21 protein-coding genes are annotated in these 19,828 nt (G+C 27.6%); 19 read left to right on the forward strand and 2 right to left on the reverse strand.

The genetic code is table 11. From position 1 onward, the window contains the following. Window positions 1-2 precede the first annotated feature (2 nt). The 10 genes from soxX to D3Z07_RS12600 all read left to right on the forward strand — a co-directional run bounded on the left by soxX (window position 3) and on the right by D3Z07_RS12600 (window position 6,948). Window positions 3-353 (forward strand): sulfur oxidation c-type cytochrome SoxX, encoded by a 351-nt coding sequence (gene soxX, locus D3Z07_RS12555; RefSeq protein ID WP_122894053.1) that lies wholly within the window; start codon window positions 3-5, stop codon window positions 351-353. A gap of 17 nt (window positions 354-370) precedes the next feature. Beyond that, window positions 371-820 (forward strand): thiosulfate oxidation carrier protein SoxY, encoded by a 450-nt coding sequence (soxY, locus tag D3Z07_RS12560; RefSeq protein WP_122894054.1) that lies wholly within the window; start codon window positions 371-373, stop codon window positions 818-820. Window positions 821-882: 62 nt separating this feature from the next. Then, window positions 883-1,188 (forward strand): thiosulfate oxidation carrier complex protein SoxZ, encoded by a 306-nt coding sequence (soxZ, locus tag D3Z07_RS12565; RefSeq protein ID WP_122894055.1) that lies wholly within the window; start codon window positions 883-885, stop codon window positions 1,186-1,188. Between the two features lie 35 nt (window positions 1,189-1,223). Continuing rightward, window positions 1,224-2,159 (forward strand): sulfur oxidation c-type cytochrome SoxA, encoded by a 936-nt coding sequence (gene soxA / locus D3Z07_RS12570; RefSeq protein WP_122894056.1) that lies wholly within the window; start codon window positions 1,224-1,226, stop codon window positions 2,157-2,159. A 12-nt stretch (window positions 2,160-2,171) separates the two neighbouring features. Continuing rightward, window positions 2,172-2,615, forward strand: a complete 444-nt coding sequence (locus D3Z07_RS12575; protein ID WP_122894057.1) for a hypothetical protein — start codon at window positions 2,172-2,174, stop codon at window positions 2,613-2,615. Window positions 2,616-2,695: 80 nt separating this feature from the next. Next, entirely contained in the window at window positions 2,696-3,349 is a 654-nt protein-coding gene (locus tag D3Z07_RS12580) for a rhodanese-like domain-containing protein (RefSeq protein ID WP_122894058.1), read from the forward strand. 26 nt (window positions 3,350-3,375) lie between these two features. Further along, the gene (gene soxB, locus D3Z07_RS12585) at window positions 3,376-5,154 is read left to right on the forward strand and encodes a thiosulfohydrolase SoxB (protein ID WP_122894059.1); all 1,779 of its coding nucleotides are present in this window, start codon (window positions 3,376-3,378) and stop codon (window positions 5,152-5,154) included. Window positions 5,155-5,254: 100 nt separating this feature from the next. Next, entirely contained in the window at window positions 5,255-6,061 is an 807-nt protein-coding gene (locus tag D3Z07_RS12590; RefSeq protein WP_122894060.1) for a thioredoxin family protein, read from the forward strand. Then, on the forward strand, window positions 6,062-6,508 hold the full coding sequence (locus D3Z07_RS12595) for an MOSC domain-containing protein (protein WP_122894061.1): 447 nt from the start codon (window positions 6,062-6,064) through the stop codon (window positions 6,506-6,508). 2 nt (window positions 6,509-6,510) lie between these two features. Beyond that, window positions 6,511-6,948, forward strand: a complete 438-nt coding sequence (locus D3Z07_RS12600; protein WP_122894062.1) for a DsrE family protein — start codon at window positions 6,511-6,513, stop codon at window positions 6,946-6,948. Window positions 6,949-6,962: 14 nt separating this feature from the next. Here D3Z07_RS12600 and D3Z07_RS12605 read toward each other — a convergent pair whose 3' ends face one another. Beyond that, a complete protein-coding gene (locus D3Z07_RS12605) occupies window positions 6,963-8,276 on the reverse strand; it encodes an MBL fold metallo-hydrolase (RefSeq protein WP_122894063.1) in 1,314 nt (437 codons plus the stop codon). A gap of 68 nt (window positions 8,277-8,344) precedes the next feature. Between D3Z07_RS12605 and D3Z07_RS12610 the strand changes: the two genes are divergently transcribed. The 3 genes from D3Z07_RS12610 (at window position 8,345) to D3Z07_RS12620 (ending at window position 13,359) form a co-directional block, all read left to right on the forward strand. Beyond that, window positions 8,345-9,124, forward strand: a complete 780-nt coding sequence (locus D3Z07_RS12610) for an alpha/beta hydrolase (RefSeq protein ID WP_122894064.1) — start codon at window positions 8,345-8,347, stop codon at window positions 9,122-9,124. Between the two features lie 42 nt (window positions 9,125-9,166). After that, window positions 9,167-10,330, forward strand: coding sequence for an HD-GYP domain-containing protein (locus tag D3Z07_RS12615; RefSeq protein ID WP_122894065.1), 1,164 nt, complete (start codon window positions 9,167-9,169; stop codon window positions 10,328-10,330). 137 nt (window positions 10,331-10,467) lie between these two features. Then, window positions 10,468-13,359, forward strand: a complete 2,892-nt coding sequence (locus D3Z07_RS12620; protein ID WP_122894066.1) for a methyl-accepting chemotaxis protein — start codon at window positions 10,468-10,470, stop codon at window positions 13,357-13,359. Between the two features lie 14 nt (window positions 13,360-13,373). Here D3Z07_RS12620 and D3Z07_RS12625 read toward each other — a convergent pair whose 3' ends face one another. Then, on the reverse strand, window positions 13,374-14,048 hold the full coding sequence (locus D3Z07_RS12625; RefSeq protein ID WP_076088189.1) for a rhodanese-like domain-containing protein: 675 nt from the start codon (window positions 14,046-14,048) through the stop codon (window positions 13,374-13,376). Between the two features lie 138 nt (window positions 14,049-14,186). Between D3Z07_RS12625 and D3Z07_RS12630 the strand changes: the two genes are divergently transcribed. The 6 genes from D3Z07_RS12630 (at window position 14,187) to D3Z07_RS12655 (ending at window position 19,828) form a co-directional block, all read left to right on the forward strand. After that, window positions 14,187-15,467, forward strand: a complete 1,281-nt coding sequence (locus D3Z07_RS12630; protein WP_122894067.1) for a peptidase U32 family protein — start codon at window positions 14,187-14,189, stop codon at window positions 15,465-15,467. Between the two features lie 14 nt (window positions 15,468-15,481). Continuing rightward, the gene (locus D3Z07_RS12635; protein ID WP_122894068.1) at window positions 15,482-16,786 is read left to right on the forward strand and encodes a glycosyltransferase family 9 protein; all 1,305 of its coding nucleotides are present in this window, start codon (window positions 15,482-15,484) and stop codon (window positions 16,784-16,786) included. Window positions 16,787-16,823: 37 nt separating this feature from the next. Then, window positions 16,824-17,318 carry a 5-(carboxyamino)imidazole ribonucleotide mutase gene (purE, locus tag D3Z07_RS12640; protein WP_076088183.1) on the forward strand — a complete coding sequence of 165 codons (495 nt, stop codon included), beginning with the start codon at window positions 16,824-16,826 and terminating at the stop codon, window positions 17,316-17,318. A gap of 154 nt (window positions 17,319-17,472) precedes the next feature. Beyond that, window positions 17,473-18,354 (forward strand): glycine--tRNA ligase subunit alpha, encoded by an 882-nt coding sequence (gene glyQ / locus D3Z07_RS12645; RefSeq protein ID WP_076088181.1) that lies wholly within the window; start codon window positions 17,473-17,475, stop codon window positions 18,352-18,354. 6 nt (window positions 18,355-18,360) lie between these two features. Further along, a complete protein-coding gene (locus D3Z07_RS12650; protein WP_076088178.1) occupies window positions 18,361-19,116 on the forward strand; it encodes a Nif3-like dinuclear metal center hexameric protein in 756 nt (251 codons plus the stop codon). Beyond that, the gene (locus D3Z07_RS12655) at window positions 19,109-19,828 is read left to right on the forward strand and encodes a zinc ribbon domain-containing protein (protein ID WP_122894069.1); all 720 of its coding nucleotides are present in this window, start codon (window positions 19,109-19,111) and stop codon (window positions 19,826-19,828) included. Before D3Z07_RS12650 ends, D3Z07_RS12655 begins: the two co-directional genes overlap by 8 nt.

Here is a 19,828-nt window from a genome sequence, read left to right on the forward strand (position 1 = left end):
TAATGAAATTAGCAAAAAGTTTACTAATAGCATCAGCTATTAGTGGTTTAATCGCAACAAGTAGTTTTGCAAATGGAGATTTAGTTAAACAAGGTGAAAAGATTTTTATGACTAAAAATCTTGGTAACTGTTTAGCTTGTCATTCAGCAAATGGTAAAAATGTAGATGGACCAGGAAGTATGGGACCAGCTTTACAAGCTTTACAATATTGGCCAGATGATTTATTATATCAAAAAATATATGACCCATATACAACTAACCCAATTTCAGCAATGCCTGCTTTTGGTAAAAATGGTTGGTTAAGTGATTCACAAATTAAAGCAGTAGTTGCTTATTTAAAAACAATTAAATAATTATAAAAGGAAATAAAATGAACAGAAGAAATTTTTTAAGCTTAGGATTAGGTGCATTTGCAATTTCAATGGCACCATCAACTTTAAGTGCTATTAACTTTAGAGAAACAAAACCAAAAGCATGGACTGCAACAAAAGTAGATGAAGCTATTAAAGAAGTTTTTGGTACTTCAACAGTTACTGAAGGTAAAATCAAATTAAAAGCTCCGGATATTGCAGAAAATGGTGCAGTTATTCCTATTACAGTTTCTACAAAATTAAATGCTAAAACAGTAGCAATTTTCCAAGATGCTAATCCAGAAACAGCAGTTGCAGTATTTACTGTTCCTGAAAATGGAATTATTGACTATTCAGTAAGAATTAAAATGGCTAAAACAGGTACTGTTACAGTAGTTGCAGATGTTGATGGTAAATTAGTATCAGCTTCTAAACTTGTAAAAGTTACTATTGGTGGATGTGGAGGTTGATTTAATTCAATCACTTATAAAATATAAATAAAATATGAATAGAAAATAAAAGGAAAAATATTATGGCAAAAAAAACTAGAATTAAAGCAAAATTAAAAAAAGGTATTGTAACTGTTAAAGCATTAGCATCACATGCAATGTTAAGTTACCAAGAAGCTGAAAAAGCTAAAAAAGAAGTAAACTTTATTACATATTTAACTGCAAAAGTTAATGACAAAATTGTATTTGAAGTATCAACAAGTCAATTCTTATCAAAGAATCCATACTTAAAGTTTCAATTTAAAGGCGCTGAAAAGGGTGAAAAAGTTGTAATTACATGGACTGATTTAAAAGGCGAAACACAAACAAGTTCTGCAAAAATCAAATAATTACATAATTGTAATTGAAAAACTAAGGAGAGATTATGTTATTTAAAATTGTAAAAGCTACAACTTTAGCTGCTTTATTTACTACTGCAGCTGTTGCTGCAGACTTCAATGCTCAAGCAGAAAAAGATAGAGAAGGTATTACTAAATACTTCGAAGCTAAATTTTCTGATCCAGAAAAAAATAGAAGTACTTTTTTCCCATATTCTACAACTGAAGAGTTAAAGAATAATTTTATTAAAGGAATTAAAGGTGATGAATTTTCAAAAGGTGGTTATGCATTTTCTAAAAATGGTAGACTATCTTATGATGAAATTAAAGAATTCCCACCAACTGAAGAATTTGTAGAAAAAGGTGAAGAACTTTTCAATAAACCTTTTGCAAATGGAAAGTCATTTAAAAACTGTTTCCCTGATACTACAATAGCTGGAAGTTACCCATTTTTTGATGAAAAAGCAAAAAAAGTTGTATCTTTAACACAAGCTGTTAATGAGTGTTTAGTATCTAATGGTGAAAAGAAATGGAATGAGAAAAAAGGTAAAATGGCTCACTTACAAGCTTATCTAGCTCAAGAAACTGCAGACGCAGAAAAAAGAGTTGATATTAAAATTGAAAGTAAAGAAGCTGCTGAAGCTTATGAAAGAGGTAAAGAATATTACTTCACTCAAAGAGGATATTTAAACCTTTCTTGTGCAACTTGTCATATTCAAGGTGCAGGTCAAAGAGTTAGAAATGAATCTTTATCACAAGGTTTAGGACAAACTACACATTTCCCAGTTTATAGATTAAAATGGGCAGCTGGAAATGCAGCAAATGATGGTTTAGGTACATTAGAGAGAAGAATGTCTGGATGTATTAAAGATGCAGGTCAAGTTCCTCCAAAAAACACTTCAGATGAAATGAAAGAATTATTATATTTCATGTCATACATATCAAATGGTTTACCAGTTGATGGTCCAGATATCAGAAAGTAAAAGGTGAAAATTATGAAAAAAATTACATTAAAAGTTATTACATCAGTTGCACTTTTATCTTTTGGATTTGTTAATGCTAATGCAGATCATCATGGAGAAAAAGATAAGTATTCAAAAATTGATGTAGAAAAAGTTTGTAACGTAAAAACTAATGGAATTGAAAAAGTTATTGCTACTGCAAAACAATACAATGCTATTGCTATTGAAAAAGGTTTAGAATTTAGAAGATTAACAGTTAATAACTCTGGTTTAATTGCATCAGTTGAAGAAGCAATTAAAACTAAAGCAAAAATGGTTAATCCAAAAACTTTTAAAGGTAAAGCTTCAAAAACTAAATTAGAAACTAATTTTGCAGCTCACAGATCTTGTAAATTTGCTATTAGAGCATTACAACAAGCTGAAGAAGCAAAATCTACTTGGAGATTAGCAATACCTGGAGATGGATATAAATACTAGTTTTAGTATTTATTAAATCAAAACATAAAAAAGTCAAGAGTTTCTTCTTGGCTTTTTTTTTACTAAATAAAAGGAATAAAATGAAACTTTTAAATAAATTACTTATTGCATCTGCTTTTTCTGGATTATTAGCTAGTTCAGCTTTTAGTGCAGAAGCTACATATAATTATGTTCCAATTTCAAAAGGTGTTAAATCTATTGATATGGAATTAAATGATGAAAAATTTACAATTATGAGAGATCAATCAAAAACTAGTAAGATTTCTCCATTATACGAAACAACTTTTAGAGGTGCTCCACAACCAATTAGTTTAGCTGATGGTTTAGAGACTTTAGGTGAGTTAGAGTTTATTGAGTATATGAAAAAAGCTCAAACAGATGAAAATATTGCAATTATTGATTCAAGAAAGCCAGGTTGGTTTGCTAAGTTAAGAATTCCAGGAGCAGTAAATGTTCCTTTTACAAATTTTGATGAAAAAGATACTGCTATTGAAATGATGGAAGATGAAATGGGTGTTGTTCAAAATGACGATGGTACTTTAGATTTTTCAAAAGCAAAAACATTAGCATTATATTGTAATGGTTACTGGTGTGGACAAACTCCAGGTATGGTTAAAAACGCTGAATTTTCATTATTAAAAATGGGATATCCAGTTGAAAAGATTAAATACTACAGAGGTGGTATGCAAGCTTGGACTTCATTAGGTTTTACTGTTGTAGGATCTGGGAAATAATTTAATATAAAAGAATAGGAAAAAATATGAGTAAATTAAGTAGAAGAGAATTTGTATACATGATGTCAGTACTTGGTGCTGCTCCTGTGTTTGCAAACTCTCATACTAGATCAGTAGAAACAAATAAGTTAGAAGACTATTACAAACTACAGAATTTCGGTAATGTAAGACTTCTTCATATGACAGATTCTCATGCTCAATTACTGCCAGTATACTTTAGAGAACCAAGTGTTAACTTAGGTTTTCATGGTAACTATGGAAAACCACCTCATATTGTTGGTGATAAACTATTAGATTACTATGGTATAAAAGGTAACAAAAGATTAGAATATGCATATTCTTGTGTAAACTTTGAAAAACATGCAAAAGTTATGGGTAGAGTAGGTGGTTTTGCTCAACTTAAAACAGTAATTGATCATTTAACAAATAACTTTGGAGCTGAAAAAACTCTTATGATGGATGGTGGAGATACTTGGCAAGGAAGTGCAACTGCTCTTTACACAAGAGGTAAAGATATGGTAGGTGCTATGAACTTACTTGGTGTTGATGTTGCTGTTGGTCACTGGGAATTTACATACAAAGCAGAAGAAGTTTTAGAAAATGTTAAATTACTTGATGCGGAATTCTTAGCTCAAAATGTTATGGTAAAAGAAGATGCATTAATGGAAGAAACTGAAGTTGCAATGCAAGCTTATGATGAAGATACAGGTCACGCATTTAAACCGTATACAATTAAAAAAATGGGTAACGCAAGAGTTGCTATTATTGGTCAAGCTTTCCCTTACACTACTATTGCAAATCCTCAAAGATTTATTCCAGATTGGACATTTGGTATTAATGATGATGGAATGCAAGAGATGGTTGATCAAGTAAGAGAAGAAGAAAAACCTGATGCTGTTATTGTTTTATCTCATAATGGTTTCGATGTTGATCAAAAAATGGCAGAAGTATGTACTGGTATTGACTTTATTATGGGTGGACATACTCATGATGGTGTTCCAGAAGCTGTTCCTGTTAAGAATGTAAATGGTACTACATATGTTTGTAATGCTGGTTCTAATGGTAAGTTCTTAAATGTTCTTGATTTAGATATTCAAAATGGAAAAATCAAAGACTTTAAATTTACACTTCTTCCAATCTTCTCAGATTTAGTTCCTGAAGATAAAGAAATGAAAGCTTATATTGAAAAAGTTCGATTACCATTTATTAAAGACTTAAATAGAACTGTTGCTACAACTGAAGAGACATTATTTAGACGTGGTAACTTTAATGGTTCATGGGATCAAATTATTTGTGATGCTTTAATTGATGTTAAAGGTGCAGATATTTCTCTTTCTCCAGGATTTAGATGGGGTACAACAGTTATGCCAGGTCAAGATATCACATTTGATGATTTAATGACACAAACAGCTATGACATATCCTGAAACTTATGCAAGAGATATAACAGGACAGGGAATTAAAGATATTCTTGAAGATGTTGCTGATAACTTATTTAATGCAGATCCATTCTATCAACAAGGTGGAGATATGGTAAGAACTGGTGGAATTTCTTACAAAATTGATCCAAAAGCTAAGATGGGTGAAAGAATTTCTGATATTCAACTTACTAAAAATGGAAAAAAACTTGAAGCTAGTAAATCTTATAAAGTGGCAGGTTGGTCAACTGTTGGTGCAAAATCACCAGGTGAACCAGTTTGGGAAACAGTTGAAACTTACTTAGGAAATGTAAAACATATTGCTAACTTAAGAGTTGATACTCCAGATATTGTTGGTGTTAAAAATAACCCAGGAATTGTTATTTAGTATTCAAAATGAAAAAGTATAAAGATTAAATCTTTATACTTCTTTCAATTTAATAAGTTGTTATAAAAACTATTTATTAAATTGAAAAAAGGAATACTAATTGCTTAAAAAAGCTTTACTACTAATTTTTATAATATTTATTTCATCTTTAAACGCAAACTTTAAAGATGGTGAAAAAATATTTTTACAAAAATGCTCTTCATGTCATGGAAAATTTATTGATATGAAAACATTAAAAACAAACTTTTTTGAAAAAGAAAATAAACTTTTAAATCTAAAATATCCAACTGAGAATATGCTTGCTTATGCAATAATTGATAGTCCAAAGCATATAGGTGATAATAGTGATTTAGAAATGCAACAAATTGAGATAGAAGAATATTTAAAGAGTTATCTTACAAATCCTGATTTAAATAATAGTATTTGTGAACCTTCAATTATAAAGTATTATGATAAAAAACTTTCAAATAATTATAATTTAAATGATGAAGATTTATCATCTTTAGCTATATATTTTATGAATTATAAAGAAGAAAGATTGAAAAATACTAAAAAAGAAGTAAAGATTTTATCAAAAAACTATAACGAAGATGAATTATTAAATGATGCAAGAAAAGAAAATAAAAAAATACTAGTTTATGCTACATCTAAAACTTGCCATTTTTGTAAAAAGATGGACAAAGAAGTTTTGTCTTTAAATGAAGTAAAAAATAAAATAGATGAAGATTATCTCTTTTTAAAAATTGATATTGAAGATGTTAAATTGCCTTTTAACCTTGCAAAAGGATATAGAGGTATGACACCCACTTTTTTTGCTTTAGAAAATAATGGTAAATTAAAAAACAAATATCCCGGTTCATGGAATAAAAAAGATTTTTTATTAATATTAAAGGAAAACAATAAATAAATGAAAAAAATTGGGAAAGTAATTGAAACATTTAGTGCAAAAAAAGACTCATCAGGACTACCTAGACCTAAAGTAAATGAGCTTGATATTATTAATGGTTTTGGAATTAAAGATGATAAATTTGCAGGAAAAGATGAAGATAAATCTGTGATGGTAGTAGGTTCTGTATCATACAATATTGCAGAAGAAAATAATATTGATTTACAATTAGGAAGTCTAGGAGAAAATATATTATTTGATTTTAATCCTCATGAATATAAAGTTGGTACAGTTTTTATAATAGGAAGTGTTAAATTAGAAATTACTCAAAATTGTACTATTTGTAACCACTTGAGCGTTTTTGGGAAAAAATTACCAAGTTTAGTAAAAGATCATAGAGGTTTATATTGTAAAATACTTAGCAGTGGTATAATAAAAAAAGAAAATGAAGTTTATATAAAGGAATAAGAATGAAAAATTTATTAATAGTTTTATTTTTTACAGTTTTTGTTTATGGAGAATCAACTTTTTCTAACCCACAACCTTCTTTTGATGAGCCAAGAAAAGTAGTTTTTCAAATTTATGATTCTGAACTTGATAAAGTAAACCATAATTTAGGAACTATTTATAATATTTTAAAAGAGTATCCTGAAGAATCTTTAAAAGTTGCTGTTGTTGCTTATGGAAATGGAATGAGAGCTTTAAAAAAAGATTATGATAAAGCAACGCTTGCTAGAATAAGTTCACTTATGGAATATGATGTAGAGTTTTTTGCTTGTAGAAATACTATGGAAAGTATGAAATGGACGGAAGATGATTTTATTGATGATTTAGAATATGTTCAAGCAGGAATTGTTGAATTTGTAGAAAAACAAGTTGATGGATATATTGGAGTTAATGCTTATTAAAATTTGAAGAGTTTTTACTCTTCAAATTCCATTTGTTTAAAAACTCTAGCAATATTTTGTTTGCCAAGTTCTTTATATGTATCTAAGTGTTCAAACGCAGACATATCAATATTATATGCATCATTTAATCCACCATCATCATCTAAAATTTCTTCAACTTTTTCTCTTAAATAAACTAGATAATCTTTTGTGTACTTTGTAACTGTTTGCATATTTGTAACTTCACCATGACCTGGTACTACTATTTGTGCATTTAATGTAGCAAATTTATCCCATGCTTCTAGCCATTTTTTTGTTTCTGTAATTTCAAATATTGGTAATAATCTATTATTAAATGCAATGTCACCTGCGAATGTAATTTTTTCTTTTGGAAGCCAAAGTATTATATCACTATGTTCATGTGCATATCCTAGATATTTAGCTTCTACTATTTTATTACCTAAGTCAAAAGTCATACTATCCTTAAAATATTCATCAGGCTCTACAACTTCTGTTCCTTCAAATTTATCTTTTAAAACTCTTTGCATTCTTGAAAAAATTCTTTCTCCTTTTATTGCAATTTCATCTTCAACAATTTTTTGAGCAATAATTTTTGCACCTTGCTCTTTCCAATAATTAGAACCTAAAATTGCATGTCCTTGAGAATTTTCTAAGACAACATATTTAACTGGTTTATTTGTAATTTTTTTTATCTCTTTATGAAATGATTGTGCTAAAAGATAAGAAGAACTAGCATTCCATACTAATACTGAATCATCTCCTACAATAAATCCTAAGTTGTTGTTATGTGCAGTTGATTCATATTCATAAGGTGCTGTAATTCCAATTGACGTATAAACACCTTTTGCTACTTTTTGTATTTTATTATATAAAAGTGATTGTGGATATTTATCTAAAGATGAGATTGGAAGTTTATTTTCTTTCCAAACTTTGAAACTATCTTTGTAATACAGAACATTTTTATATCCTAAATCTTTTAATCTTTTAGCTGCAAAAAGTGATTTATTTCCATTAAAACAATGAATAACAAAGGTATCATCAGTTTTTACTTCTTGAGAAATTAAAAACTCTAAATCTCCTCTTTGTATATTACTTACTTTATTGGCCTTAATATAACCACCTTGATTATTGATTTCAGCTCTAGATCTAACATCGATTATTTTAGTATTTGGTTTTTGTTCTAAAAGTTTAACTAAATCCTGTGTTGAAATTACTTTTACTTCTTTTATTGCTTCTTCTTGCATTTTTGCAATATCTAATGCGTTAAGATTACTTAATAGAACAAATAATCCAAGTACAATTGTTTTTACATATTTATTTTTTATCAAAACCTCTCCTTAAGTTATAATATTTTATTATAAAGGAATTATTTAAAATACATATTAAAGGAATCAAAATGTTAAAAAAAGTTTTATTTTTATTGTTAGTAGTTACAGCATCTTTTTCGTTTGCAAAAAATGTAAGTAAACAAGATTGTGAGCAAAAAGGTGAAGGTTTTATTTTTGCTGGAAACGAATGTATAAATTATGCAATGTTTGAAGGTGATGATAATGATAAATTAATCGTAATTGTTCATGGAACATGGGATGAAGGAAGTAATGTATTAGGAAGATATGCTCCTTTTGCTGAGAATTTAAATATGTCAAGTGATATTAGTACAATTGCTGTAGCACTTCCAGGTTATTCTGCTTCTTCATTAAATAAATTAAAATCAATTGGAAGTAAAGAGTATAATCATCAAGCAGCTACAAAAGAGTATGTTCAATTCTTAGAAAAATTAGTAATTGCTTTAAAAGATAAATATGAAAGCAAAGAAATCACTATTGTTGGTCATTCAGCTGGAGCTATGATGAGTGGATCACTGGCTGGTTTAAATCCTGAGCTTTTAAAAAATGTTGTATTAGTAGCAGGTAGATATGAAAGACCAGATTATGCAAATGAAAAACATCTTCTTGCAAATGATGTTTTATCTAAAATGAATAAAGAATCAAAATTTATTATGATTTATGGAACAAAAGATGAGATATCAAAACCAAGTGTTACAAAAGATTTTTATAAAAAAATGAAAGCTCAAGGGCTTGATGTTCAACTAGTTGAAGTAAAAGATGCAGGACATATTGATTTAGATATGACGGATAAAAGCATAGAAGCAATTTCATCATTATTTGAAGAGTAAAAACTCTTCAAATAAAATTTTAGTAAAAAAATAGGAATATTAATGGACAAGAAAAAACAATTAGCTTTTAATTTAAACAACTTTTTATTAGCAACATCTCATTTATTAGATAATATTGAATTACAACTCAATAACACTTCTGAAAATCATTCAAAAAGAGTTGCTTACTTATCTTTAAAAATGGGACAAAAATTAGGATTTAATCCACAAGAGATGTTTGATTTATGTGCTTATTCTTTATGTCATGATATTGCATTAAATGAACAAAGAGTTAAAAATAAAGATTATTATGAATTAAGTGAAGAAAAGATTAAAGATTTCCCTTTTTTATCAAAGAAATCTAACATTTTAAAATACCAAGGAGAAAGGTTTGATGGTTCAGGAATTTATGAATTAAAAGCTAATGATATCCCACTTTTTTCTCAAATACTTTTCTTCACTCAATTTATAGATGAAAAATATGATTTTTCAAATAAAAGTATTGAAAATAGAAACGAAATTATTACTTTTGTAAAGAACAATTCTAATATCTTATTTGATGAAAAAATAGTAAATTTATTTATTGAGATAAGTTCAAGTATTGAGTTTTGGATTGATATTCAAAATGAAAATGATATTGTATATTTTATTTTTAATAATTTACATGATTTTACTGCTGCTTTAGACTTTGAAAAAGTTCTAAACATAACACAGAGCTTTTGTAATATTGTAGATAATAAATCAAAGATAGTTAAATACAGCGAAAGAATGTGTGATTTTTATGAATTTGATCATAAAGATAAATATATATTTATGATTACTGCTTCATTATGCAACATTGGAAAACTTTTAATACCTGTAAATATATTAGAAAAAGATGAAAATTTAAGTATAAATGAATACGAAGAAATCAAATCTTATCCATATTTTAATAAAAAGATATTAACAAATATAATGGGGTTTAATGATATTGCATTATGCTCAAGTAAAGTCCAAGAATGTCTTGATAGTAGTGGATATCCATTTAAACTTGGAGCTAAAGATTTAAGTTTTAAAGATAGACTATTGTCAACTTTAAATAAATATACATCTTTATGTAGTAATAAAAATTACAGAAGTATTCATACTCATAATGAAGCTATTTTAATATTAAAAGATGAAGCAAATAATAAAAAACTAGATATTTCTATAATTAAAGATATTGATAAGCTATTCTTGAATATATAGTCTTTGATATAATTTATACACAATAAAAACTGTTAAAAGTAAATTTTGAAAATAAATTAATAATTAAACCTCCTTGTTAAATTAAAGAAAAAATAGTTATCATATAGATAATTAAATAATAAAAAACGGAGAGTGTCATGTTTTCAAATATCTCTATCAAAGTAAAACTTTTAGTTTTAGCACTTATTACAATAGTTTTTGTATCTTTGTCTATTGCAATTGCTTCAATATATTCAATTAATAAATTTTCAAACGAAAATATTGAAAGATATAAAGAAGAATCCTACAGTAAAAAAGAAAAAGAGTTACAAAACTATATCTCTTTAGCTATGAAAACAGTTGAAGCTTATCACAAAAGAACAGAAATAGAAAAAATAAAAATTGAAGTTCAAGATGATTTAAGAACTCAAACAAATTTTTTATTTTCTATTTTAGAAGCTGAATATGAAAAACTAAAAGATGTATTATCAGAAGATGCTCTAAAGTTTAGATTAAAAACCTTAGTTGAAGAGAGTAGATATGGTAATACTGGATATTTTTGGATAAATGATACAAATGCAGTAATTGTTATGCATCCTATAAAACCTCAATTAAATGGCAAAGATCTTATTGATTATAAAGATAAAGGTGGAAAAAAAATATTTAATGAGTTTGCAAATGTAGCAAAATCAAAAGGTGAGGGTTTTGTTGATTATGTATGGCCTAAACCAAATTTTGAAAAGCCACAAGCAAAAGTTTCATTTGTAAAATTATTTAAGCCTTATAATTGGGTAATTGGAACAGGTGAATACGTATCTGATGTATCAGCAAAAATTAAAAAAGAAGCCTTACTTACTATTAGTAAAATGAGATATGGTAAAGATGGATATTTCTGGATTAATGATTCTCATCCTAAAATGATTATGCATGCAATTAAACCTAGTTTAGATGGAAAAGACTTGTCAAATATACAAGACAAAGCCGGAAAATATCTATTTAAAGAATTTTCTGTTGTTACAAATAAAGAACCAAAAGGTGGTTTAGTTACTTATATGTGGCCAAAACCAGGGTTTGAAAATCCTGTTAAGAAATTTTCTTATGTACAAAGATTCGCTGCTTGGGATTGGATAATTGGTACAGGAGTTTATGTAGATGATATTGAAGCTGATATTTCATTAATGAAAAAAAATACTAATGATGAAATAAATGCAATTATTATGAGTATTATTATTTTCTCTTTAATTGCAATATTACTAGTTTATATCATATATTCATTCTTTATTAATAAATCAATAATAAAACCATTACTTAATTTAAATATGGCTATAAAAGAAATGAGCAATCCAGATTCAAATACTGATGAAATAGAGAAAAAATCTAATGATGAGGTAGGAAAACTAGTTGATAGTTTTAATGGCTATGTTCGAAAACTAAAAGATGGTGTTGCTGCTGATGCTATTGTAATTGATGAAGTAGATGAAGTAATTTCAAAAGTTAATAATGGATTCTATGTTTATAAAGTAGAAAAAAATTCAAATAACCCGCAAATACAAGAATTGAAAGAATCAATTAATACAATGATTGATAAAACAAATGAAAGTTTAACGGTACTAAATAATACACTTTTAAGATATGGTAGTTCTGATTTTACAGTTGACAACACTACGAATGCAAATGAAGTTAGGGGAATTGTTTCTTCTATTAACTCAAGTACAAAATTAATTGGAATTGCTGTTTCTGAATTCTTATCTATGATTGTATCAAGTGGTAAAAAACTAAATGATGATACAAATGTTTTATCAACATCTGCTGAAAAATTATCTAGTTCTGCAAATGAACAAGCTGCTTCCTTAGAAGAAACAGCAGCTGCACTAGAAGAAGTAACATCAATCGTTAAATCAAATGTTCAAAAAGTTCAACAAATGTCTTCTTTAGCAAATGACTTACAAATTTCTTCTTCTGAAGGTCAAAGTTTAGCATCTAAAACTACACAGGCTATGGAAGATATTGATACACAAGTTAATTCAATTAATGATGCAATTACAGTAATTGATCAAATTGCATTCCAAACAAATATTTTATCTTTAAATGCAGCTGTTGAAGCAGCAACTGCAGGTGAAGCTGGAAAAGGTTTTGCTGTTGTTGCACAAGAAGTGAGAAATCTTGCAAATAGATCAGCAGAAGCTGCAAAAGAGATTAAAGGAATTGTTGAAGCTGCAACTTCAAAAGCAAATGAAGGAAAAGTAATTGCCAATGATATGATTGGTGGATATACAAGTCTTAATGAAAAAATAAATCAAACAATTGAATTAATAGAAGATGTTTCAACTGCAAGTGTTGAAGAAGAAAGTGGTATTGTTCAAATAAATGATGCAATAAATGCACTTGACCAAGCAACACAAGTAAATGCAAGTTCTGCTACAACTATTAGTTCTTTAGCAAATGAAGTTTCTGGTTTATCTGAGAATTTATTAAAAATTGCAGATAGGGCAAAATTTAATGAGTCAAGTGTAAATGAAATTTCAGATATTGATTTAGTATTTAAAATTTCTAAATTAAAAAATGACCATATTAAATTTAAAAATATTAATTTCGAAAAAATAGGAACAACGACAAACGCTTGGTCTGTTACTAAACCAACAGAGTGTGATTTAGGAAAATGGATTATTGAGCAAGAACAAAACTCTAAAGAGTTTACACAAACTACAAACTGGAAAAATTTAAAAGAAAGTCATGAATTAGTTCATTCTAATGTTCAAGATTATATTGATGAAAATTGTAAGAGTGATTCAAGTAGTGAAAAATTAAATAGCTTTTCAAGTGATTTAGATAAAGCTACACAAAAAGTTTTTGCTTCTCTTGATCAAATAAAAAGAGATAATGTTATTAATGTAAATGTAGAAAATAAAATGATTACAGAGCCAAAAACTGTAACTTTACCTAAAGCGTCATCTTCTACTTCTTCTTCAGTTAAGAGAACACAAGAAGTTAAAAATAAAGTAATTGAATCAAAACCATCTAAAGATGATGATGAATGGGAAAGCTTCTAAAAAGAAGCTTTCTTTTAATTTGGTTTGATTGTAGGAAATCCTAAACTTAACCACGATTGAATACCACCTCTATACCATTTTAGTTTTTCTTCTGGGTAACCAATTGAGATTAAGTTTTTCATAGATAGAGGTGATTGACCACACCAAACTCCATTACAAAATAACAGTAATTCTTTAGCATTTGTAAAATCATATCCATCTTTTGTAACTTCCACACCTAAAGTATCAATTGCATCTAAAAAATCATCAGGGTATTGACCTTTATTTAAATAAATAAAAGGAACATTTATAGCTGATGGAATTGTTTGGTTTAAATACCAATCAGTAGTTCTTGAATCAACTAAAAGCATATTCTCATCATCTTTTGCTTTGTCAATAAATTCTAGAACTTCAACTTCCCCATATGTTTCTACTTTATCTGAGTATTTTATTGGAGATACTTTTCCTAAATATGTAATAAATGTTTTCTTACATTCAGCAGGAACTGAAGCATCAACTAAATTACCACCTAAAATAGTTTTTGGGTCAAACTTTACAGTTTTACAATTATCTGGAGTTTTTCTGATTATTGTAATGTTTTTATCTTCATCATTTGAATCTGTATAAGATACATCAACACCAATTGACTGTAAATCAGTAGCACATAATAGTGCGCTTGTTAGTATGCTTGATAATATAATCTTTTTCATTTTAATCCTTTATAATAATTATATATATTTTATTTTAAATATGACTAAAATAGTCTATATTAAATTTATATAAAATTTGGGTATAATTGCGTTTTTAAAAATACTAACAGATTATAACTTATTTACCAAGGACAAATTATGAATAATAACAAAGTAGAATTATTATCACCAGCAGGAAACTTAGAGAAGCTAAAAATCGCTATAAACTATGGTGCAGACGCAGTTTATGCAGGAGTTAGCCACTTCTCTTTAAGAATTAGAGCAGGAAAAGAATTTACTTTTGAGACGTTTAAAGAAGGAATTGATTACGCACATGCACGTGGTAAAAAAGTATATGCAACAATTAATGGTTTTCCTTTTAACTCACAGATTGATTTACTAAAAAAACACATTGAAAAAATGGCTGAGGTAAAACCTGATGGCTTTATTGTAGCAGCCCCTGGTGTTGTTAAATTATGTAGAGAAATCGCACCTGATATTGATGTACATTTATCAACACAAGCAAATGTACTTAACTATTTAGATGCACAAGTATTTTGGGATTTAGGTGTAAAAAGAATTGTTGTTGCACGTGAAATTTCATTAAAAGATGTACAGCAAATTAAAAAGCATTTACCTGATATGGAAATTGAAATTTTTGTACATGGTTCTATGTGTTTTGCATATTCTGGAAGATGTTTGATTTCAGCAGTACAAAGTGGGCGTGTTCCAAATAGAGGTTCATGTGCAAATGATTGTAGATTTGATTATACACTTTATGCTGAAAGTGAAAATCAAAATACACTATTTAGACTTGAAGAAGATCCCGGTGTTGGAACTTATATCTTTAATTCAAAAGATATGAATTTAGCTTCACATATTCAAGAAATTATGGATTCTGGTGCAGTTGATTCATTAAAAATTGAAGGAAGAACAAAATCTCCATATTATGCTGCTGTAACTGCAAATGCATATAGAGAAGCTATTGATGATTATTATGCAGATACATTTGATGCTGATAAATATCAAAGAGAACTTCATACAACAAAAAATAGAGGTTTTACTGATGCTTATTTAGTGCATAGACCATTTGAAAAAACTGATTCACAAAATCATGAATATGCAATTTCAAAAGGCTCTTATGAAGTAACAGGGCTTATAACTGAAGATGAAAAGCATTTTATGTGTAAGTACAAAGTTTACCCAAATCAAGATATTGAAATCTTCCCTCCAAGAAATAGCAATATTGTTGAATGTGATAATGAAATAGGTAAAATTTTCAAGAATGAAGATGGTGTTTATTATATTAATTTCAAAAAAATCTTAACAGAAACAAATAAGGAAATGGAATCAGTTCATAGTGGAAATACAAATAAAATCCAATTACCAGGAACATTACCTTACTTAACAATGTTAAGAACTGAAAACACTGAAATATAATTGTTTGGTAACAAATGATTTTTTTTAGGGTTACACAGAATATCAACATTAAGACTACAGATGGTACTTTAATTTTATATAATAAATTTAAAATGCCATCAAATTTAGAAAACGACACAGTCTATATTACTACGGAAAAAGATTTCGATGATTTAAAAAAAGTTTTTGAAAATGTTGATAAAGATAAATATAAAACAAGACTTTTAAAAGAAGATAAAGTTAGAGCTTTAGAAAACTTTCCAATTGAATTAGGTATCAGTAATAAAAATGAATACTTGAAATCTCTTGAGCTTGAAAATACTACAAAAAATTCTCAAACAGTTTCACCAAAGATATTAAATATGTTTGATCAATCATCAAAAGTTGATATTTTTAAACAGTTAAAAGCAAATAAAAAAGATGAAATAACAATTATAATTATAGGTGGCCTTGGAAAAAGTATTGGACAAATGATAAGTTCTTCTACTGCTTTGAGAATATTACATGAAAAATTAAGTCAAGTATGCAAAAGTGTTAAAATAGATTTATGTATTGATGCTTCGAATAATAGTTTTTATTCAAGAGATAAGCAAATATATTTAAAACAAAAATTTATAAATAATGTTTTACCTTTAAGTGTTACTAGCAAAAAACTTTGTACTTATGATTATTTTGTTGATAATAGTTCTATGCTTGAAAAATCTGTAAATTTTGAAGCTTTAAATATTGTTGATGCATGGTTATATAAATTTGGAATTGATTATGAAAAAGTTTCTGACTTTAGTAAGCATAATGAAATAGATATTAAAAAAATTGTAGTTTCTGATAAATTGAAAGAAAAAATTACAACATTAAAGACAAAAGGAAAAGTTGTTTTATTTCATCCTTTTTCTGCAAATATTAAAAAAACTATTCCTCAAAATATTGCATCATCATTATTAAAAAATATGGTATCTCAAATGGATGATTGTACAATTGTTTCAACATTAAATATTGACTCAAAATTTTCGGATGATAGATTTGTTAATCTTGCTAGAGAATCTAAAACTATAAATGATTTTATCTATATTATTTCTAATATGGACAAGGTTATAACAACAGATACATCTACCTTACATATAAGTGATGCTTTTATGATTCCAACAGTTGTATTGTCAACAGATGAAAATATAGATAGAAAAATAAAATATTATAATAATACAAAAGTAATCAAAATTAAAGACAAATCTAAGTCCTTATCAAAATTTATTTATGATAATGATTCTTTAACTTTATATAAAAATAAAGCATGGGAAAAAGTTAAAATTTCTAAGATTATAAAACTATTAGAATCTTTTTGATATAATCGTGCTTTTATAAAAAATTAAAGGAATTAAAATGAATTTTGTATCAATTATTATGGGTAGTAAATCTGACTATGAAATTATGAAGCATTGTGCAGATACTTTCGAAAAGTTTAATGTAAATTACGAGATTATAATCTCTTCAGCTCATAGGTCTCCAGTTAGAACTAAAAATTATATCAAAGAAGCTGAAGAAAAAGGTGCTAAAGTATTTATAGCAGCTGCTGGAATGGCAGCACATTTAGCAGGTGCCTTAGCAGCAACTACAACTAAACCTGTTCTTGGAGTACCAATGAAAGGTGGAGCAATGGATGGTATGGATGCAATGCTTTCAACTGTACAAATGCCTGCAGGAATGCCTGTTGGAACTGTAGCACTTGGAAGATCAGGTGCGATTAATGCAGCTTACCTTGCAATGCAAATCCTTGCGATTTCAGACAGTGAATTAGCTGTTAAATTAAAAGAAGACAGAATCGTTCAAGCTAAAAAAGTTGAAACTGATTCAAAAGAAATAGAAGTAATTTTATAATATTAAGCAGTACTATTTATGGTACTGCTTCTACTTTTTTATTAAAAAATCAGATACTTTAAAATATATTATTTCAGTATAAATTCAAGTTTTTTCTATTTTATAGAAAATACTTGAATTTATTTTGATAAAATCAAAAATAGGAATTAAATAGATGCTTACTTTTTCACAAATTCTATTAAAATTACAAGAGTTTTGGGCAAATGAAGGATGTAATATCGTACAACCTTACGATATTCCTGCAGGTGCTGGAACTTTTCATCCAGCAACTCTTTTAAGAAGTTTAGATTCAACTCCTTGGTCAACTGCTTATGTTGCGCCAAGTAGAAGACCAACTGATGGAAGATATGGAGAGAATCCAAATAGATTAGGAGCTTATTATCAGTTTCAAACACTAATCAAACCAAGTCCTGATAATATTCAAGACTTATATCTTCAATCTTTAGAATATCTAGGTTTAGATTTATCTAAACATGATATTAGATTTGTAGAGGATAATTGGGAGTCTCCAACACTAGGTGCATGGGGACTTGGATGGGAAGTTTGGCTTGATGGTATGGAAGTAACTCAGTTTACTTACTTTCAACAAGTTGGAGGACTTCCTTGTGATCCTGTTGCTGTTGAAATTACTTATGGAACTGAAAGACTTGCTATGTATTTACAAGGTGTTGATTCTGTATTTGATATTGTCTGGAATGAAAACAAACATGGTATTACAACTTATGCAGATGTTCATAAAGAAAGTGAATATGAATTTTCTAAATACAACTTTGAAGTAGCAAACACAGAAATGTTATTTAGACATTTTGATGATGCTTTTAACGAGTGTAAAGTATGTTTAGAAAATGGTCTTCCTTTACCTGCTTATGATCAATGTATGATAGCTTCTCATGCTTTTAATACTTTAGATGCAAGAAAAGCAATTTCAGTAACTGAGCGACAAAACTACATCTTGAAGGTGCGAGAATTATCTCAAGGTTGTGCTGTTTTATACAAAGAACAAGAACCTGAACGATTAAAAAGAATAGGTAGATAAACCAAAATGTTAGTACAAAATATATATGATTTTTTAGATGATTTATCACCTTTTTCTCTTCAAGAAAAATGGGATAATGCAGGTTTACTTGTAGGATCTTTTGATGATGAAATAAAAAAAATATATATTAGCATTGATTTAGATGAAGAATTAATTGATGAAATTGAAGAAAACTCTTTAATTATTACCCATCATCCTTTAATTTTTTCAGGATTAAAAAGAGTTAATTATGACTCTTATAGTACAAAGTTATTACAAAAATTAATCAAAAAAGATATATGTTTAATTTCAATGCATACAAATATAGATAAAACTCATCTAAATAAATATGTAGTTGAAAACATCCTTGGTTTTAAAATAGAAAACACAGATGAGTTTATATCTTATGCAAATGTAAATATGAGTTTTAATGATTTAGTAAAATATGTATCTAAAAAGTTAGATTTAAAAACTACAAAAGCAGTAAAGTGTAATGAGTTTATTAAAAAAGTAGCAATTGTTACAGGTTCAGGAATGTCTTTAATTACAGAAGTACAAGCTGATTGTTTCCTAACAGGTGATATAAAATATCATGATGCAATGGAAGCAAAAGCTAGAGGTATTTCATTAATTGATATAAGACATTATGAGAGTGAAAGATTCTTCAGCAACTTGCTAGAGGGACTTCTTTCAGAATATTTGAAAAAAAATGAATTAAAAGCTATAATAACAGCTTCAAAAAATCCATTTGAGTTTTTTATAGAAGGAGAAACGATTGAATAAGTATTTACAGGATTTAATCAAATTGTCAAAATTTGATACAGCAATTAGCATGTTCGAACCAAAAATCGAAAATGAGAAGGCAAAATTAGCAACATTTGTTGAAACAGCAGAAGAGATTAAAGCATCAATTAATGCTTTATATTTAGAAATTGATGATATTAAATCAAAAAGAACTAAAAACAATATTCACTTAAGTGAATTAAAATCGAAGTTAGAAGATATATCTAAGAAAAATGATAGTGTTCAAACAGAAAAAGAATTAAAAGCTTTACAATTAGAAGAAGAAATTGCTAAAGAACAAATTGCATTTGCAAATGAAGAGATCAATAGATTAGATGCTTTAGCTGAAACTAAAGAAGAATCATTAAAAGAGTTACAAGATAAATTAACTGAAGAAGAAGAATCTATTAAAGAAATTCAAGTTGCAGTTGATAATACTATTGAAGAAATTAACAAAGAAAGAAATGTTGTATATCAAGATAGAAGTGAATTATTAGAAAAATTTGATAATAAAATTTTAACTTTCTATGAAAAAATCAAAAGATGGGCAAAAGATTCTGCTGTTGTTCCTGTAAAAAAACAAGCTTGTTATGGTTGTTATATGAAAATTAATGACAAAACTTATGCTGAAGTTATTAAATCAGAAGAGATTATAAATTGTCCACATTGTGGAAGAATCCTTTATAAAGAAGACGAAACTGAAGAGGCTTAA

Source organism: Arcobacter peruensis (genome assembly GCF_003711085.1).
Taxonomy (GTDB): Bacteria; Campylobacterota; Campylobacteria; order Campylobacterales; family Arcobacteraceae; genus Poseidonibacter; species Poseidonibacter parvus.

Bases quoted from the DNA above. Each gene is read 5' to 3' on its own strand.
- D3Z07_RS12630 (WP_122894067.1), top strand. From the start codon at position 14,187: ATGAATAATAACAAAGTAGAATTATTATCACCAGCAGGAAACTTAGAG.
- soxY (WP_122894054.1), top strand. From the start codon at position 371: ATGAACAGAAGAAATTTTTTAAGCTTAGGATTAGGTGCATTTGCAATT.
- D3Z07_RS12600 (WP_122894062.1), top strand. From the start codon at position 6,511: ATGAAAAATTTATTAATAGTTTTATTTTTTACAGTTTTTGTTTATGGA.
- D3Z07_RS12610 (WP_122894064.1), top strand. From the start codon at position 8,345: ATGTTAAAAAAAGTTTTATTTTTATTGTTAGTAGTTACAGCATCTTTT.
- D3Z07_RS12620 (WP_122894066.1), top strand. From the start codon at position 10,468: ATGTTTTCAAATATCTCTATCAAAGTAAAACTTTTAGTTTTAGCACTT.
- D3Z07_RS12580 (WP_122894058.1), top strand. From the start codon at position 2,696: ATGAAACTTTTAAATAAATTACTTATTGCATCTGCTTTTTCTGGATTA.
- soxA (WP_122894056.1), top strand. From the start codon at position 1,224: ATGTTATTTAAAATTGTAAAAGCTACAACTTTAGCTGCTTTATTTACT.
- D3Z07_RS12650 (WP_076088178.1), top strand. From the start codon at position 18,361: ATGTTAGTACAAAATATATATGATTTTTTAGATGATTTATCACCTTTT.
- D3Z07_RS12625 (WP_076088189.1), bottom strand. From the start codon at position 14,048: ATGAAAAAGATTATATTATCAAGCATACTAACAAGCGCACTATTATGT.
- soxB (WP_122894059.1), top strand. From the start codon at position 3,376: ATGAGTAAATTAAGTAGAAGAGAATTTGTATACATGATGTCAGTACTT.
- soxZ (WP_122894055.1), top strand. From the start codon at position 883: ATGGCAAAAAAAACTAGAATTAAAGCAAAATTAAAAAAAGGTATTGTA.
- D3Z07_RS12595 (WP_122894061.1), top strand. From the start codon at position 6,062: ATGAAAAAAATTGGGAAAGTAATTGAAACATTTAGTGCAAAAAAAGAC.
- D3Z07_RS12575 (WP_122894057.1), top strand. From the start codon at position 2,172: ATGAAAAAAATTACATTAAAAGTTATTACATCAGTTGCACTTTTATCT.
- D3Z07_RS12635 (WP_122894068.1), top strand. From the start codon at position 15,482: ATGATTTTTTTTAGGGTTACACAGAATATCAACATTAAGACTACAGAT.
- D3Z07_RS12615 (WP_122894065.1), top strand. From the start codon at position 9,167: ATGGACAAGAAAAAACAATTAGCTTTTAATTTAAACAACTTTTTATTA.
- glyQ (WP_076088181.1), top strand. From the start codon at position 17,473: ATGCTTACTTTTTCACAAATTCTATTAAAATTACAAGAGTTTTGGGCA.
- soxX (WP_122894053.1), top strand. From the start codon at position 3: ATGAAATTAGCAAAAAGTTTACTAATAGCATCAGCTATTAGTGGTTTA.
- purE (WP_076088183.1), top strand. From the start codon at position 16,824: ATGAATTTTGTATCAATTATTATGGGTAGTAAATCTGACTATGAAATT.